Genomic DNA, 15,684 nt, shown 5'->3' with positions numbered 1-15,684 from the left:
TTCTATGAAAGCAGGAAAAATCATATTCACAAATGAGCGCGGCGCAACACTTGCAGAACTGCTTGCTTCCGTAATCCTGATTACGCTCATTCTGACTGTGTTGATCACCATTTTTATTCAGTCTGCCAAGACAAACAAGATTTCGGAACATATTCTTAATGCTACTTACCTGGCACAAACAGAAATGGAACATATCTATTCAGCCAGTCTAGACACGCCATATACCAGCCGTGAGGCGGCCATCACCACATTGGGGTATACCCAAAAACCGGAGAGAGAGGGATGGCTCGTCTTTGAACGGAGGCCGATAGAAGGCGAGCAGCTTGTCATAAGGGTTCGGCTGCAGTCCGAAGAGCTGAAAAAGAACTTGAACCGGATCGTTGTGGAAGTGCTGGAAGGCTCAGACCATCAGCTGCGGGCGAAAATGGAACACGTCCTCCGCTGGAAGGATGAGGCAGGATGAAAAAATGGGTTAGGAACGAAAAGGGAATCACACTTGTCGAACTGCTGGCCGCCCTGGCGATCGGTGCCATCGTCATTACGATCATCGGCGGCATCATGACAAGCGTTCAAAAATATTATACAGAACAGGCCGTTCAATCAAAAAACCTGATAGATGTGACATATGCCGCCAAAACGATTACAAGGGATGCCAGAAAAGCGGCGGATGTTTCGATTGATGTTGGTACGGTTGAGACACTCAGGCTGGGAAGCGTCACCTATACCTTTCTTTCATCCGAAGAAGTGATTGAACGAAACGGAGTACCTATTGCCAAGCAGATCAAAGAGTTCCATGCGGATTACATAGATCCTCAGCTGTCCATAGAAATTACCGGCAGAAATGTGAAGCAGTGGAAAAGCACCATCACCATAAGGAGCGGCAAGTCAGATGAACAATAACAAAATAAAGCCGCTTATGAAGAATGAGTCAGGTTATTCTCTAGCAGGGGTTCTTTTACTGACTGTCCTGATCTCCGTTCTAGGGTTGACACTCGTGACCCTGGCCTCCAATTCCGTTAAAACAACAACGAGCGACAGACGTGATCAATCGGCATTTTATATTGCTGAAGCTGCCGCCACGTTGGAAATGACTGAAATAGAAGAGGCCGTCTATACTTTGTCCGGCGAAGTTGAACAAACCAAAGGAGAAAAAGAAACAATAAACCAAATGAAAGATCGTTTTTTTCATGCACTCCCTTCAAAAATTGTTACGCAGGAGCCCAAAGCCTCGCCTATTCATTTTGAAGAAGTATTTGGTGATCAGCCAAAGGCCAGTCTTGAAGTTGTTCAAATAAATGAGACAGATCCATCCACATACAAAATGATTTCTACAGGTACAATCGGCCAACAGGAAAGAATAGTGGAACGGGAATTTTTCGTAAGATGGGATACTTCAGAAACGGGAGAAAGCGGCAGCATTCCTGAACCGGCGGCTTTAATTAAGGAAACAATTACCATTAAAAATGGGAACATCAACGGCAATATCGGAACGGCAAAAAAAGGGGCAGGCAGCGTAGTCATGGAGAAGGGAAGCGGGAAAATAAATGGAGTTGTCTACGTACCGTCCGGGTCGGAAAACATAGCGGTGACTGGTCAAAAAGAGAAGGTCGAAACTGCAGGGCAAAGCCATATTCATATACCGCAGCTTCCTCCATTTCCAAGCTTTCCTGACTTGATCCGTTCTTCAGGGGATCTGACTTCCGGCACTGTTACATTAACTGATCCTCAAAAGTTTGGGAATATCATTTTAAAAAATAACACCCTTACTTTTAACGTAGGCGATGATCACAGAAAGATTATTGTTGATCAGATCAGCCTGCACAATGGCAACATCAACATAGAAGGTTCCGGGACTTTAACGATCTTTCTTCTGAATAACCTGGAGATTAAAGGCGGAAATAGTTCTGTCAATCTGGGAGGTTCCCCCGGCCAGCTGAACATCTTTGTAAAAAAAGGAAACGGCCAGACAATCATTTTGGAAGGATTGACGATGAAAGCCTCATTATATGCAGAAGATGCGAACATTGTATTAAATCAAAACGGAAGCTTTCATGGGAACATTTTTACTGGCGGAATCCATTTCACCATGGAAAATGGCAACACACAGGCTCGTGGTCTGTTTGTTGCCCCGAATGCTCATTTCGATCATAGGCACGGAACAATCATTGGAACAGTCATCGCACATTCATATAACATTGAAGGAATACTGAACTATGAAAAGATGCAAAGTCAAGGGCCCATCTCAATCGAGGATTTATTCGGAGGAGGATCCGCCACAGACAGACCCGGTGATCTGCACATTCATAAAAAACCTTTGAAAGAGCGATAGAAGGACAGCCAGGAAACCATTGCTCCCGGCTGCTTTATGCCATCTCTACCGGGTCTTGGAAAAACGATCCGCCGCCAGGACGATGCTGTTGGCCAACAATTGTATACGGGGAATCAATGAATCTATTTCCATATATTCGTCTTCACTGTGCCATTTGCCTCCAACCGGGCCCATGCCGCAAATGGTGGGAATCCCAAGCGATGCCGGTACGCCGGCATCTGCTGCACCCTTCGTGCGTTCCTCGGTGACATCAATGCCCAGCTCTTCCCCGGCCTTTTTGACCAGCTCAAACATAGCGGCCACCCCTTCATGCTTTTCCATCGGCAAAAAGCTGACTCCTCCACTCAACTTTGCTTTCGTCCCTTCTATGTAACTGGTTTCAATAATTTTTTTAATCCGCTCCTCTGCTTCCCGATAATCCTCCAAGGACCAAAAGCCCACATGAAGCGTGGCTGACGCCTGGGGAGATACCACATTTGTATTGATCCCTCCGCTAACTGTCCCTACATTGATCGTAATGCCTTTGTCAAAGTCCATCAACTTTCGGAGCTCCACTATTTTATAGGCCAGTTCATCATTTGCACTAATTCCTTCTTCAATAAATAAACCTGAGTGAGCTGCTTTCCCCTCAATTTCAAACTGCAAATGTGCCGAACCTTTTCTGGCCGTTACCACCGATCCGTCTGCCCGGGCCGATTCCAAATTAAATACAGCCATCGCGTCTTTTGCCCGCTCTTGAATAACGGCTTTTGAAGTCAGTGAACCGATTTCTTCATCAGGTGTATAAAGAATTTCAATATCCGGCAAGTCAACATCGGCATGTTTTAATGCAGCCGCTGCATACAACATGCTGACCAGCCCCGCTTTCATATCTGATACACCCGGGCCATAAGCCAAATTTCCCTTTTCGGTATAGGGGCGAGTTTTTACAGTGCCCGGCAAATGCACGGTATCCATATGGCCCATCAGTAAAATTTTCCCCGGGCGTCTCCCTTGGATTGCAGCTATCACATGGTCGCCAAAATCATTTTGATCTCGTGATACATAAGGAATTCCGAATTGATCCAGGCCTTTCTTCAGGATGGAAGCCACCCTGTTGACCCCTTCCTTATCACGTGAATAACTGTCCGTATTGACCATTTGCTTTAACATGTGAAAGATTTCATGTTTTCTCTCTTTAATAAACCCATTGATGCTTTTTTGTTCAACCAACATGTTTAACACTCCTACTCATTTGCTGGTACTTCATCACTCTGCCTATTATTATATCAGACTTTTAGTTGTATTCTGTAAAAGGAAACCCTTTTAATATTATAGAGACTGATGGAATCTGCCGGCGAATGATTCAATTAGAGAAGAAATATTAAGCCATTATTTATAAAGTATAAGTCAAAACAAAGTAAAGCGCTGGCTCAAAAACATCCGCTGCATAGAATGTACTTGCTGTTTGAAGTATACCCAATACGAAACAAACATTCATTATTTTTTCTAAGTCCTGCCTCTTGTCTACTATCTTGTTCAACCTATCATTAACTCCCATAAATACTTGCTTGGACTAATATGACTTCACCCAAATGGTTCATGAGCCTTTTCTCCAAAGTTATGGATCATCATGTTAAAATCATTTATTATGTTTATTCACCCAAATAATGAATGGGCTGCCTAAAAAATTAGACAGCCCATGTATAGCGGTATTACATCCACCCAAGAAGCGGCAATGCCTGATCCTGCTTCCCCTGCATCATCAATTCCCTGATCCGGGTAGAAGAAATGCGTTCTCCATCCGGGCAGCAGACCGGACGAACCGGCTGTACAGTAAAATGCTCCTTCAATAGGGAAACATCCCCAGCCCGCTTGTTGCCAAAACGGAAATCGTTTCCCACCATGACAGCTCTCGGATGGATCATGTGTAATTCCCGGATAAAATCACCCGCAGATCGTTTCATGTAGTTTTCATCAAACTTTGCCATAATGACGTGATCAACGCCCAAATTTTTAAGCCGCTGTATTTTTTCATCCGATGAGGTCAGTATTTGAGCTCCCTGAGAGTATGCCCGCGGAGGGGGATCAAATGTATAGACCACACTTGGCACTCCCTCCAAGTGACTTTTTCTTACCATTTCACGGATCACGGTTTGATGACCGCGATGGACTCCATCGAATGCCCCTATAGCAACAACCGACCCGGACAATGTAAGACTTTCAGTATCGTGAACTCTCAACTGATCTCCCTCATTTCTCGGATTTCTGCATGTTTGATTACTTCGTTACTTGATTGGTTATTTTTTTATATTCCGGCGACATTTTCAAAGCTTCCTCCAGCGCACGCTCCACCCGAGGATACGTAGGATTATTTCTCTTATGCACATTGTAGAACATCCCCGCTTTGCGGACAGGGTCTCCGGAGTAATAACGTTCATACTGCAGCAGCCTCTGGCCGAACGCCTCTCCGCTCAGGTCCCAGGCAAGCTTGAACAGACGGACCCTTTTCTCGGATGAAACTCCTTCACGGCCGGCATAGTACCGGTTCATGTCATCAGCGATTTCCGGATTGGCAAAGTCTGCTCCTGTCGGTGACATTAACAGACCTCCTGCTGCAATTGTCTGGAGTATCTGAATGGCTCTTGGATACATATTTGGCAGCAGCCCGCGGATCGTTTCAAGCGGTACAATGTTCGGCAGAGCTTCTCCCTGTTCTGTGATCGTGAATTCTCTTTCGGCTGTACGCACCAGAGCCCTGATGGTTTCTACGCCCTGAATCAGCTCGGTCAATTGATTCTGAACATTTAAGAACCCGTCTACTCCAATCGTGTCCGCCACGGAACAAGCCACATCTGCAACAAATGAAATCTTCGTCAATCCCCTGACAGCAGACTGGTGGGAAGGCTGCAGGTTCGCGCCTGTTTTCGGATACAGCAAATTTCCTGCTTCCACGTTCTGATTGATAAATACACGCTCCCAAGGAACGAGCACATCGTCAAAGACCAGGACGGCATCCATTTCTTCAAATCTCGAAGCCAGCGGATGATCCCATGTGGAGCGCTTGCCATCCTGCGTTTCTTCACGGCAGTAGATTTTCAATCCCGGCGTGTCGATCGGCAAAGCAAAGGAAATAGCGAACTTCTCATCACCCGGCTTAAAGCTTGGATAAGAATAGATAATGACTTCATCGGTCACTGGTGCAAGCGTTGCCAGCATTTTGGAACCGCGTACAATTAAACCGTCTTCGGTTTCTCTGACCACGCCAAGGTGGGAATATTCGGATTCCTGCTCATGCGACGACTTGCTCCGGTCATTTTGCGGATTCACAATCGCGTGCGTCAGGAATAAATCATTGTCTCTGACATATCGATAGTAATTAATGATATTGTCGCCGTAACGGTCTTCCCCGTATTGTCTGAAGAACCAGTCGTTTGTCGCAAAGGAAGTCAGCACTACATTCAGGAAATCAGGCGTTCTTCCCATCAGTCCAAAGGTGGCTTCAGCCCATACTTCAAATACGCGTCTGCGTTTTTGCAGGTCTTCCCCGTCTCTTGGAATCAGGAAGGAATTATTGACCCTTTCCCCTGTTTCTTCGCATATATGCGTGATCTGCTCCTGATACTCAGGGTCGTGCTGCATGTCGTATAACTTTGCCATCTCATTGATGGGCTGCCGGAAAACCGGATGATTGTATACATCTGTGATCCTCTCGCCGCGAAGCCATACTTCCGGCTGCCGTGATTTTACTGCTTTAATATAATCTGCTCCTGTTCTGATCCCCATTTTCTTTCCCTCCAGTAAAAAATATAATTTATTAATTGGTTAACATGGATTTATATTCTGTTTCGAAAAACTTGCCTCTGTAGAATAGTAAACTCTCACTATCGTTTTTATCGAAGTCTTCTATTTTACCCAAAAACAAAACATGGTCGCCGCCTTCATACTCTGCCCACGGGGAACATTCAAAATGGGCTGTGGCTCCTTTGAGCCTGGGTCCTTTTTTACCTTCTTCCCACTCAATCACTAAATCGTCCTGCGGGCGTCCTGCAAATTGCATTGCATAGGCTGCCTGGTCTGCAGCCAACACGTTAATGACGAAAGATCTGTTTTTTAAATCCTCATATGCCTTGGTTTTCTTATCAATGGACACTAACAAAAGGGCCGGATCCAAAGATACTGAAGTAAAAGAATTAACCGTGATCCCTCTTCTTTGGCCTTCATCATTCAACCATGTAACAACTGTGACACCGGTTCCAAAACAGCCAAAGCAATTACGTAACTCTCTGACATCCATTTAATTTCCTTCCTCCATTCCTGTTGTTTGTTACTTTTACTATATTGAAAACGTTATCAGTCCTCAATCCGCGGATTCCATATAATGAAACACCAAAAATTATTTTTTGTTTACTATCTATTCCGCAGTATGGACGGGGGTGAATGTTAAAATAACCTGCTTAAGCTTCTATAACATACTGGCCCTGACACATACTTGCCTATAAAGAATACAAAATATTTATTTGCTGTCCGTATCCTCAATGTAATAAAACCGCTGACAACGATCAACGTTCAAATTCCTCATGGTGAAACATATTCAATTTTTTCACAAAAAAAGTGATCTGGACAGATCACTCAACATATGTAACACATTTATTTATTTATAAGGCTCGGAAGCCATAATACGGCATCTTCCCAATAAGTGATAATCATCAATATGACGATCGTTGTAATCAGGAAAGGCGTAATGGCCTTTACAAGAGATTCGATCTTGACTTTTGCCACGGACGAAACAATGAAAAGGCCTGTTCCAACCGGTGGAGTCAATAAACCAATGGTTAAGTTAATCGTAATGATTACACCAAAGTGAACAGGGTCAATTTGGTAGGTGGTCAGCAATGGTGCCAAAACTGGTACCAAAATAATCAAAGCGGCAATTCCATCCAATACGGTTCCCAGTAAAAGAAGTAAAATATTCACTAATAGGAGGAACACTAATGGATTTTCGGAAATGCTTAACATGGATTCTGCCATCAGCTGCGGGATTTGTTCATACGCGATAATATAGCCGAACAGATTGGCTGTCACAATTAAGAAAGTAATCGTCGCTGTATTGACAACCGTGTTCAGAAGAATTTCCGGAAGAGAGTTGATCTTCAGCTGCTTATAGGAAAACCCGATAATGACCGCTATGATACAGGCAACCGCTGCAGATTCTGTTGGTGTAAAAATTCCGCTTAATATTCCGTATATAATAATGAATGGAATCAATAAAGCAGGTAAAACATTTAAGAAGCTTTTGAAGATTTCTTGTAATGTTCCCCGCTCGCTGCGCGGGAAATTTTCTTTGGCATTCATTAAGCCGATTACAATAATAAAACCAACCCCAAGGAGAATTCCCGGAATAATACCCGCTATAAACAAATCACCGATAGAAGCACCTGTAAGTGTCCCATAAATGATAAACAGCATACTTGGCGGAATCACCGGAGCTACCACAGAGGAAGCCAATGTTAAAGCCGAAGAGAATTCACGTGAATATCCCTCTTTCTCCATTTCAGGCACCATGACTTTACTCATCATGGCAGCCTGGGCGTTGGCCGATCCCAATATAGAGGCAAGGAACATATTTGCAATAATCGATACATATGCCAAGCCGCCTTTAAAATGGCCAATGAGCACCTTTGCGAATTGGATCAACCGACTGGTAATTCCCCCAAAGTTCATTAACTCACCAGCGAGCATAAACAAAGGAATAGCCAGCAGACCAAAATTATCCATGCCCGAAAACATTTTTTGAGGGACTGTTGCCAACAAAGTAAGGTTATCGCTTATAAATAGATAAGCAAGTGATGTAATTGCCAAAACGAGTGAGATCGGGATTCCAATAATCAACAGCAGAATAAAGACGACGATAGTTGATATTAATCCAAATGTCATAAGGCATCACTACTCTTCGGTGTTTTTTTAATCAGATCAATCATGTAATCCAGTAGGTGGATAAAGGCAAAAGTGAGCCCCACTGGAACAGAAAGATACGGAATCCACATCGGAATACGCATAGAACTTGACTTCTGTGGCGATAAATTGAGAATCCACTCGTAGCTTAAATAAAGCAATAAGGCCAATGCAGCCAAAATGACGATGTGGGTAATAATCAAGAGAATCCGTTTGCCGCCTTCAGAAAAACGGTCAACCAAAAAAGTAATGGAAGCTTGGGACTTATATTTAAGTCCCAAACTCCCTCCCAGAAAAGTGAGCCAAGTCATCATAAAAATGCTTGCTTCATTCGCCCAGAAAAGTGGAGCGTTTAGAAAATATCTGTAAACTACTGCAGTAAACAGCACCAGGGTGATTGCAGCCATCAACAGGATGGAAGCGACTTTTTCTATTTTTTCAACCCAGTTGCTTAATGTCTTCATACAAGCTGCCTCCTCTATTTACGGAACGTGTCAATAAAGTCTGCGATGAGAGGATCCATTGCTTTATATTTTTCGTCAAATTCATTCATTTGCTTTTCAAACAAAGCCGGATCAATTTCATAAATCTCCATTCCTCTATCTTCAAGCGTTTTAATGAATTCTTCTTCTTGGGAAGCGCGCTTCATCGTAGCAAATTCAGAAGCTGCTGCCATGGACTCTTCTACGATTTTCTGGTCTTCTTCCGACATTCCATCATATAGAGCTTTATTAATAATCATAACGGAAGGCCAAACCATATGATTTGTCAAAGCTCCATAACCCGTTACTTCGTTATAGTTGGAAGTAATGGCTGCATCTAGGTCCATATCCATTCCGTCTATTACACCAGTTTGTGCCGATTGATACACGTCAGGCAATGAAATGGATTCCGGGCTGACTCCCAATGAACGGTAAAAGTCTTCCAAAGCAGGGCTTGGTGTTACACGCATAGACAACCCTTCAAGATCTTCCGGTTTTTCTACCTTCTCTCTGAACATCATTGTACGGTGACCAGAGAAAAAGATATCCAATGCTTTTATTCCTTGATCATCCAAAGTGGCCAGAATATTTTTAGCTTCCTCACTTTTACTTGCTTCCAATGCTGCTTCGTAAGAGTCAAACAAATACGGTGCAAACCATGCGCTGAACGCATCAGATTTAGATGTCAAGAAAGCGTTTGTAATAAAGCCAAAATCCAAAGATCCGGCCTCCAGCTGCTGTACCATATCAGAGTCGCTTCCAAGCTGTCCTCCCGGGTATAATTCCACTTTCATTCTTCCGTCCGAACGCTCTTCCAATTCTTCCGCAAATTTTTGTGCAGCCTCATTCCAAATATGGTCAGGAGGAGCAATATGCCCCAGCTTAAATTCATATGTTTCTCCTTCGGCATCCCCGCCGTCTCCACCGCTGGATGCTTCTTCAGAGCTTCCTCCTCCGCCTCCGCCGCAGGCTGAGAGCACCATTACAGCGATGATTGACAGGATCAACATGCGAATTTTGTACTTTTTCATAACTATTTCCCCCTTAATTGTTTTATCTATGTGAGTATTCATTGGTGCCATAATCAAATGTCTATTAGGAGTATTTCAACTTTTTTGAATAAACGTTATCCTCGCCTTTTACTTCGATATAACCCAGCTCGCGGGAAATGGCTTTGGCGGTATTTACCACACTTTGGATAATGTGGTTTTTATGAAGGCTTTTCATATAACTTGTCGGTCCCACAAGGTTCACTGAAGCAATCGTTTCTCCGGAGTAGGACATAATCGGGGCAGCAATAGCGTAAGTATGTGTATCGTTTTCATTAATGCTCACAGAATACCCCTGTTGTCTCACTGCTTCCAAATCTTGTTCAAGAATTCTGATATCTGTAATTGTATTGGGCCCTTGCGGTTTTAGTCCTTTATCAATGGTCTCTTCTAAATAGGCTTTATTGTAGGCAAGCAAAGCCTTTCCGGCACTTGTTGCATACGCCGGTTTTCTTGACCCCAGGTAGGTTGGAACTGAATCGATGTCATCAGAAGTAATCCTCAATACAAAAACGACATCTCCTTTGTCAAACATTCCAATATGAGCTGTTCCTCTGAATCTATCAGTCAATTCTTTTACTAACGGCATGGCCTTATTGTAAAAATCCTGCTGGAACATAACGCTGTTGTTCCACTCCAGTACTTTCCATCCCAACCGGTATTTCCTGTCGACATCTCTGATTAAAACGCCTTCATTACATAATGTCGTAATCAGGTGGTGCGTAGTACTCCTGCTCAACCCAAGCTTCTCAGCTATTTCTGCATTTCCCAGAACTGGCTCATCGCGGGTAAAGCAGCTTAAAATCGCGCAGGCCCTTTTGACCGAAGCAATCATAGCTACCACTCCCTTTTCTTTTCTCAATATTGGCTGTTTCAACCAATGTATGAAGCAGAAAGCTTTGTTTGTAAAGAGTCACCTCCAACTACAAGGAAAGCGTTATCATATATCAATATACATATTACTATAACTATAATCACAAGAAAACAGCTTCACAAGAATAAAGTTTAAAATAGTGAAACTTAAACGAATTTTTTCAAACTTTTTTAAGTAAAAAGTCATGCTTGCTTAGTCCTTTTTTTCGCAGGAAAGACATGGCACTTAAAAGAAGAAACATGACAATCACCATGACAGCCGCAACAAAAAACCAGCCTGTTCTATATGAACCGGTTATATCTAAAATAAGACCGAATAGCGGCGGACCAATCATGACTCCCCAGGAACCAACCGTAATGCTGAATCCAGTGGCCAATCCGGCTTGCTCCCTTGGAACAAGTTCGGTTGTAGCATTCATCCAGATTCCGTTAAATCCGGAAGCACTGAATCCAAATAAAAATGAGACAGGAATCATCATCCAATACGATGTACCGGAAGGAAGCAATGCCACGACAAAAGAAATACAGGCTGCCATCAGCGCAATAATGAACAGGACAATAATCCTTCCTCCATTGAACAACCGGTCGCTAATTACTCCCCAGCCGATTCTTCCAACGGATCCCCCCACTTCTGACACAACCAGCAAAGTTCCAGACAAGAAAAGGCTGATGCCGAGTTTTTCATATGAAAACAACACCAAATAGGTGTTGAGCATCATTTGTGATCCGCTTAAAATCAGTGCGCTGACCGTTACGAAAACTAAGGGTTTATTCTTTAATAGAGTTTTAACATTCTGCCTTGCATTGAACTTTTTCAAAGGGGCCGAACGTTTTTGCTCGTCGGGTTCTTTGTACGAAAAGTAGGTCAAGACTCCCGCGACTAACAAAAGAGCACTTGCCGCCAAAATAGCCGGACGCCATCCCCAGGAACCGGCAAGCGGCAACAGCAGCAAAGCGGCCATCGCAGAACCAAACGTTACACCCATTTGCTTGATTCCCATTGCTGTGCCTCTTTTTTCAGTCGGAAACCAAAACATGATTCCCCGGTTTGTAGCAGGGTGGGACGCTCCATAGCCTATTCCACCAATTACAACTGCCAGCAGCAGCGGGATCAATGAAGAGGTAAGTGTCATTGAAACAAAGCTTACACCCAGACATATTGCCAATAATACGAGCAGCTTCCTTGAACCAATTTTATCAGCTAACAACCCTGCGGGCATGGAGACCAATGATTGCCCTAAAAACAAGGCTGCAGGAAGCATCCCTATTTGGGCTTTCGTCAAAGATAAATCCTCCCCGATCACCAGCCCTAAAGGGGCAATGCTTCTCCCCACAAAAGCGACAAGAATTTGGATGAGCAGCAGCCACCCAAGCATTTTCCATTGTTGACGATTTGCTTGTTCCCTCAGTACGTCTGACATTCTCCATCCACTCTTTTTCACATAATAAAATGAAAATACTCTTACACCTTAACAGTTTTTTAAAAATAAGAGTGATTAAAGTTTCATAATATGAAACAATCCAAGTTTTTGCAAAAAATGAGAGTGATTAGTTAGGACATTCTGATCATTTTGAGAAAAATGTTAAAGAATTAACATTTATTTTAAACAAAATTCGCTATATTTAAGAATGAAGGTTTTTTAATCTGCCTTGAGGCTCCGGGAGGTGATTCTCATTTAATTACTATTGTAACCCCTTTCACCAGCATGAGAAAGACTAAACCATCATTAAAAGGAGATTTGAAATATGAAGAAGTACTCATTCATCCTACTATTATTAGCTGTGATTCTATCAGGCTGCGGTACAGAAGACACCAGCTCCGGAAGTGACACATCCAATGACACAACCAAACTAAAAGTAGTCAGCTTTTTGCCTATGGATCATCAGTTTACAAAAGATATCGTTCCAATGTGGTTGGAGAAAGTGGCAGAAGAAACAAATGGTGCCATTGAACTGGAGTGGATTGGCGGTCCGGAATCTATACCGACTGAGGAACAATTTGATGCAGTTACCAACGGATTAGTCGATATCGGGTTTAATGTAAGCTCTTACTACGGACATATCATGCCGGAATCTCACTCGCTCCATTTATCTCCATTTCAGCCATGGGAAGAAAGAGAAAATGGATACTATGATTATATGAATGGACTATACGATCAATATAATATGGTCTACCTGGGAAGATGGCTGGGACCCAATCCATTTTACTTCTGGACGAACAAAGAAATCGGCTCTCTCTCTGACTTGGAAGGTCTTAAAATCAGATCAAACCCTACATACCATGATATTTTAACTGCTATCAAAGCAAACCCTGTTGAAGTTGTACCAGGCGATGTGTATACATCTTTGGAAAGAAACATGGTGGATGGATTTGGTTTCCCATTGCTGGGACCGAATGACAGCGGTTGGACCGAAGTGACGAAATTTATTATTGATGAGCCATTTTTAAACCAAAATGGAACTATTTTAATCAATAAGGATGTCTACAGTTCTCTTTCTACAGATCTACAAGAAACCCTTGTTAATTTGACGGCAGAATTTGAAAAGGAAATGGTAGATTATTTCAATAAAGTCAATGAGGAAGAGTGGAAAGCAATAGAAGAAGCCGGCCTTCAAAAAATTGAACTGTCAGAGGAAGACAGCGAGAAATTTCAAAATATTGTCAAAGAAGTCAAGTGGGAAGCAATGAAAGAAACAGCACCTGACCATTATGAGGAGCTCAGAAATTTGCTTGATAAGTAATAAAGATCCGGACTAGCAGGGAGGCATAACAGTGCTGACGAAACTCTCAAATATCCTAAATCGCGTTGAAGATGTATTGTTTTATATCGGAGGAGTGCTTGTGATCTTTTCCATGCTTTCGATTACTATGGAGGTAATCTTTCGACTTACCTCCGGCTCTTCCCTCATTTGGGTAAATGAAATAAACGAATACATTTTGCTGTATGTTCCATTCCTTGGGGCTGCTTGGCTCATAAGAGAGAATGGGCATGTAGTCATTGACTTAATTGAAGGAAAGTTATCGAAAACTTTTAATAGAGTAAACTACATCCTTATTGCTTTAATTGGAATGTTAATATGCTTAGCCTTTTCCTGGTATGGTCTGCAAACTGTTATAGATTCCTATGTCAGGGACATGAGAAGCATTTCGGTTTTACAGATACCTCAAGTATATGTATATGCCATCATCCCGATAGGCGGCTTTGTAATGCTTCTTGAATTTATCAGAATGTTTTACAGATGCACCTTCGGAAACTTTGATTTAATTCACGGTGATATTCATCAAGATGAAAAAGCTGCTTAAGGAGTGGAGGAAACGACATGGAATGGTGGATCGTGTTAGCGATTATTTTAGTTAGTCTCATTGGTTTGATGCTTCTCAGAATACCAGTCGCTTTTTCCTTTTTATTTATTAACTTTATTGCCGCCTACCTTATATGGGGCGGCGAAAAGGGACCGGAACTTCTTATAACAAGCATTAAATCCTCACTGGCGACATTCTCTTTGGCTCCTATCCCTCTTTTTATTTTAATGGGAGAAGTGATGTTCCATACGGGTGTTGCTCCAAGAATGATTGAAACGGTCGATAAATGGCTCGGCAAGCTGCCCGGGAGGCTGAGCCTTCTTGCTGTAGGGGGCGGGACTTTGCTTTCTACTTTAACGGGCTCTACCATGGCAAGTACTGCCATGCTGGGATCAACATTGGTACCTAACATGAAAGAAAAAGGATACGGAAATCAAATGGCGCTCGGTCCAATCCTCGGAGCAGGAGGTTTGGCTGTCATGATTCCCCCCAGTGCTCTTGGGGTTCTTTTGGCTTCTATGGGAAAAATATCAATTGCTGGATTTATGATTGCCATCCTGCTTCCAGGATTGATTCTTGCATTTCTATATGCAGCCTATATCATTCTTAGGGCAAAGTTTCAGCCGCAGCTTGCACCTCCCTATGAGATAGAGGAAATTCCGTTACACATTAAAATCAAAGCTACTCTCATCTATATATTCCCGTTGAGCATCATTGTTTTTCTTGTTATCGGGCTTATGTTTCTGGGAATAGCCACTCCTAATGAAGCTGCTGCCATGGGCGCTTTGGGAAGCTTTGTTTTAGCTATAGCCTATGGACAATTAACTAAGGAAAGCATAGTAAAAATTTTAAATGGGACCATGAAAATTTCTGCCATGATTCTTCTTATTGTTGCCGGGTCCAATGCCTTTAGCCAAATCCTGTCGTTTACTGGTGTGTCACGCAACTTGGTTCAAATCATCGGCGGCATAGAAGCTTCCACGTACCTCATCATTTTGGCCATGCTTTTAATTGTCATTATTATGGGTTCTTTTATGGAGTCTCTCTCCATTTTAATGATTGTTCTGCCCATATTTATCCCTGTAGCCGAAATGCTTGGTGTGAATCTTTTATGGTTTGCTACCTTACTGCTTATCACAATCGAAATCGGAACCATTTCACCTCCATTTGGCACAGGCCTATTTGTCATGAAAGCTGTAGCCCCCAAAGAGACAAAAATGACCGATGTATATGCGGCTTCACTGCCGTTCATCGGCTTAAATCTTATTCTAATTGTAATTTTACTGGCTTTCCCGTTTTTAGCCACATGGCTGCCGAGTTTGATGGCGACTTAACATGATTCAACATCAAAGAGGACTGCTGCCCTTATCTACATAGGAAGAGAGCATATCAACAAGGAGTGCACTAAAGATTTATTGATGGCGGGAGTAAAAGAAAAAAGACGGCTCTAATGGGTCGTCTTTTTAATACAAAGAAGTCTATATCCCCCCTATTTTCTTCCATTTGTTTCTGTATTTATGTAGTTAACTGCCAATATAGCCGACCAGGACACATGGCCATGCCAACCCTGGATCCTAAGATTTCGCATGTGTAGTGCAAAATAAAAGTGCAGAGTTATGAAACATAAACGTACATAACTTTGCATTTTATTTAAAAGAAAAAAGACCTTGCCAGCCATTCAAATCTTCTCTACTGTAGTTGGTGTCGAATCAA

At 42.7% G+C, this 15,684-nt stretch carries 15 protein-coding genes; 6 read left to right on the top strand and 9 right to left on the bottom strand.

What is annotated here, in order from left to right:
• Positions 1 to 4: 4 nt before the first annotated feature.
• From ACFSCZ_RS19020 to ACFSCZ_RS19010, 3 genes are read left to right on the top strand one after another with little or no spacing between them, the layout of a single operon-like run.
• A complete protein-coding gene (locus tag ACFSCZ_RS19020) occupies positions 5 to 463 on the top strand; it encodes a type IV pilus modification PilV family protein (RefSeq protein ID WP_380776538.1) in 459 nt (152 codons plus the stop codon).
• Complete coding sequence (locus ACFSCZ_RS19015; protein WP_380776535.1) at positions 460 to 900, top strand: PilW family protein; 441 nt, start codon at positions 460 to 462, stop codon at positions 898 to 900. Before ACFSCZ_RS19020 ends, ACFSCZ_RS19015 begins: the two co-directional genes overlap by 4 nt.
• Positions 890 to 2,329 (top strand): pilus assembly PilX N-terminal domain-containing protein, encoded by a 1,440-nt coding sequence (locus ACFSCZ_RS19010; protein WP_380776534.1) that lies wholly within the window; start codon positions 890 to 892, stop codon positions 2,327 to 2,329. The genes ACFSCZ_RS19015 and ACFSCZ_RS19010 overlap by 11 nt, the downstream gene beginning before the upstream one ends.
• 45 nt (positions 2,330 to 2,374) lie before the next feature.
• On the opposite strand, the gene ACFSCZ_RS19005 is transcribed toward ACFSCZ_RS19010, so the two are convergent.
• From ACFSCZ_RS19005 to ACFSCZ_RS18965, 9 genes are all read right to left on the bottom strand, one after another.
• Positions 2,375 to 3,544 (bottom strand): M20 family metallopeptidase, encoded by a 1,170-nt coding sequence (locus ACFSCZ_RS19005; RefSeq protein WP_380776532.1) that lies wholly within the window; start codon positions 3,542 to 3,544, stop codon positions 2,375 to 2,377.
• A 479-nt stretch (positions 3,545 to 4,023) separates the two neighbouring features.
• A complete protein-coding gene (locus tag ACFSCZ_RS19000) occupies positions 4,024 to 4,551 on the bottom strand; it encodes an FAD synthetase (protein WP_380776530.1) in 528 nt (175 codons plus the stop codon).
• Positions 4,552 to 4,588: 37 nt separating this feature from the next.
• Complete coding sequence (locus ACFSCZ_RS18995; protein ID WP_380776527.1) at positions 4,589 to 6,094, bottom strand: 4-hydroxyphenylacetate 3-hydroxylase family protein; 1,506 nt, start codon at positions 6,092 to 6,094, stop codon at positions 4,589 to 4,591.
• Positions 6,095 to 6,125: 31 nt separating this feature from the next.
• On the bottom strand, positions 6,126 to 6,605 hold the full coding sequence (locus tag ACFSCZ_RS18990) for a flavin reductase family protein (RefSeq protein WP_380776525.1): 480 nt from the start codon (positions 6,603 to 6,605) through the stop codon (positions 6,126 to 6,128).
• Positions 6,606 to 6,958: 353 nt separating this feature from the next.
• Complete coding sequence (locus tag ACFSCZ_RS18985; RefSeq protein ID WP_380776523.1) at positions 6,959 to 8,245, bottom strand: TRAP transporter large permease; 1,287 nt, start codon at positions 8,243 to 8,245, stop codon at positions 6,959 to 6,961.
• Positions 8,242 to 8,727 (bottom strand): TRAP transporter small permease, encoded by a 486-nt coding sequence (locus ACFSCZ_RS18980; RefSeq protein WP_380776521.1) that lies wholly within the window; start codon positions 8,725 to 8,727, stop codon positions 8,242 to 8,244. Before ACFSCZ_RS18980 ends, ACFSCZ_RS18985 begins: the two co-directional genes overlap by 4 nt.
• A gap of 14 nt (positions 8,728 to 8,741) precedes the next feature.
• Positions 8,742 to 9,776, bottom strand: coding sequence for a TRAP transporter substrate-binding protein (locus ACFSCZ_RS18975; protein ID WP_380776519.1), 1,035 nt, complete (start codon positions 9,774 to 9,776; stop codon positions 8,742 to 8,744).
• A gap of 64 nt (positions 9,777 to 9,840) precedes the next feature.
• A complete protein-coding gene (locus ACFSCZ_RS18970; protein WP_380776517.1) occupies positions 9,841 to 10,629 on the bottom strand; it encodes an IclR family transcriptional regulator in 789 nt (262 codons plus the stop codon).
• Between the two features lie 199 nt (positions 10,630 to 10,828).
• The gene (locus ACFSCZ_RS18965; RefSeq protein WP_380776515.1) at positions 10,829 to 12,088 is read right to left on the bottom strand and encodes an MFS transporter; all 1,260 of its coding nucleotides are present in this window, start codon (positions 12,086 to 12,088) and stop codon (positions 10,829 to 10,831) included.
• A gap of 325 nt (positions 12,089 to 12,413) precedes the next feature.
• Between ACFSCZ_RS18965 and dctP the strand changes: the two genes are divergently transcribed.
• From dctP to ACFSCZ_RS18950, 3 genes are read left to right on the top strand one after another with little or no spacing between them, the layout of a single operon-like run.
• On the top strand, positions 12,414 to 13,409 hold the full coding sequence (gene dctP, locus ACFSCZ_RS18960) for a TRAP transporter substrate-binding protein DctP (RefSeq protein ID WP_380776513.1): 996 nt from the start codon (positions 12,414 to 12,416) through the stop codon (positions 13,407 to 13,409).
• A gap of 31 nt (positions 13,410 to 13,440) precedes the next feature.
• Positions 13,441 to 13,971 (top strand): TRAP transporter small permease, encoded by a 531-nt coding sequence (locus tag ACFSCZ_RS18955; protein ID WP_380776511.1) that lies wholly within the window; start codon positions 13,441 to 13,443, stop codon positions 13,969 to 13,971.
• A gap of 17 nt (positions 13,972 to 13,988) precedes the next feature.
• On the top strand, positions 13,989 to 15,305 hold the full coding sequence (locus ACFSCZ_RS18950) for a TRAP transporter large permease (protein ID WP_380776509.1): 1,317 nt from the start codon (positions 13,989 to 13,991) through the stop codon (positions 15,303 to 15,305).
• The last annotated feature ends 379 nt before the right edge of the window (positions 15,306 to 15,684 follow it).

The sequence above is a fragment of the Siminovitchia sediminis genome (assembly GCF_042680885.1).
GTDB classification, from domain to species: Bacteria; Bacillota; Bacilli; order Bacillales; family Bacillaceae_C; genus Siminovitchia; species Siminovitchia sediminis.
This window is presented reverse-complemented; position numbering and strand designations above follow the sequence as displayed.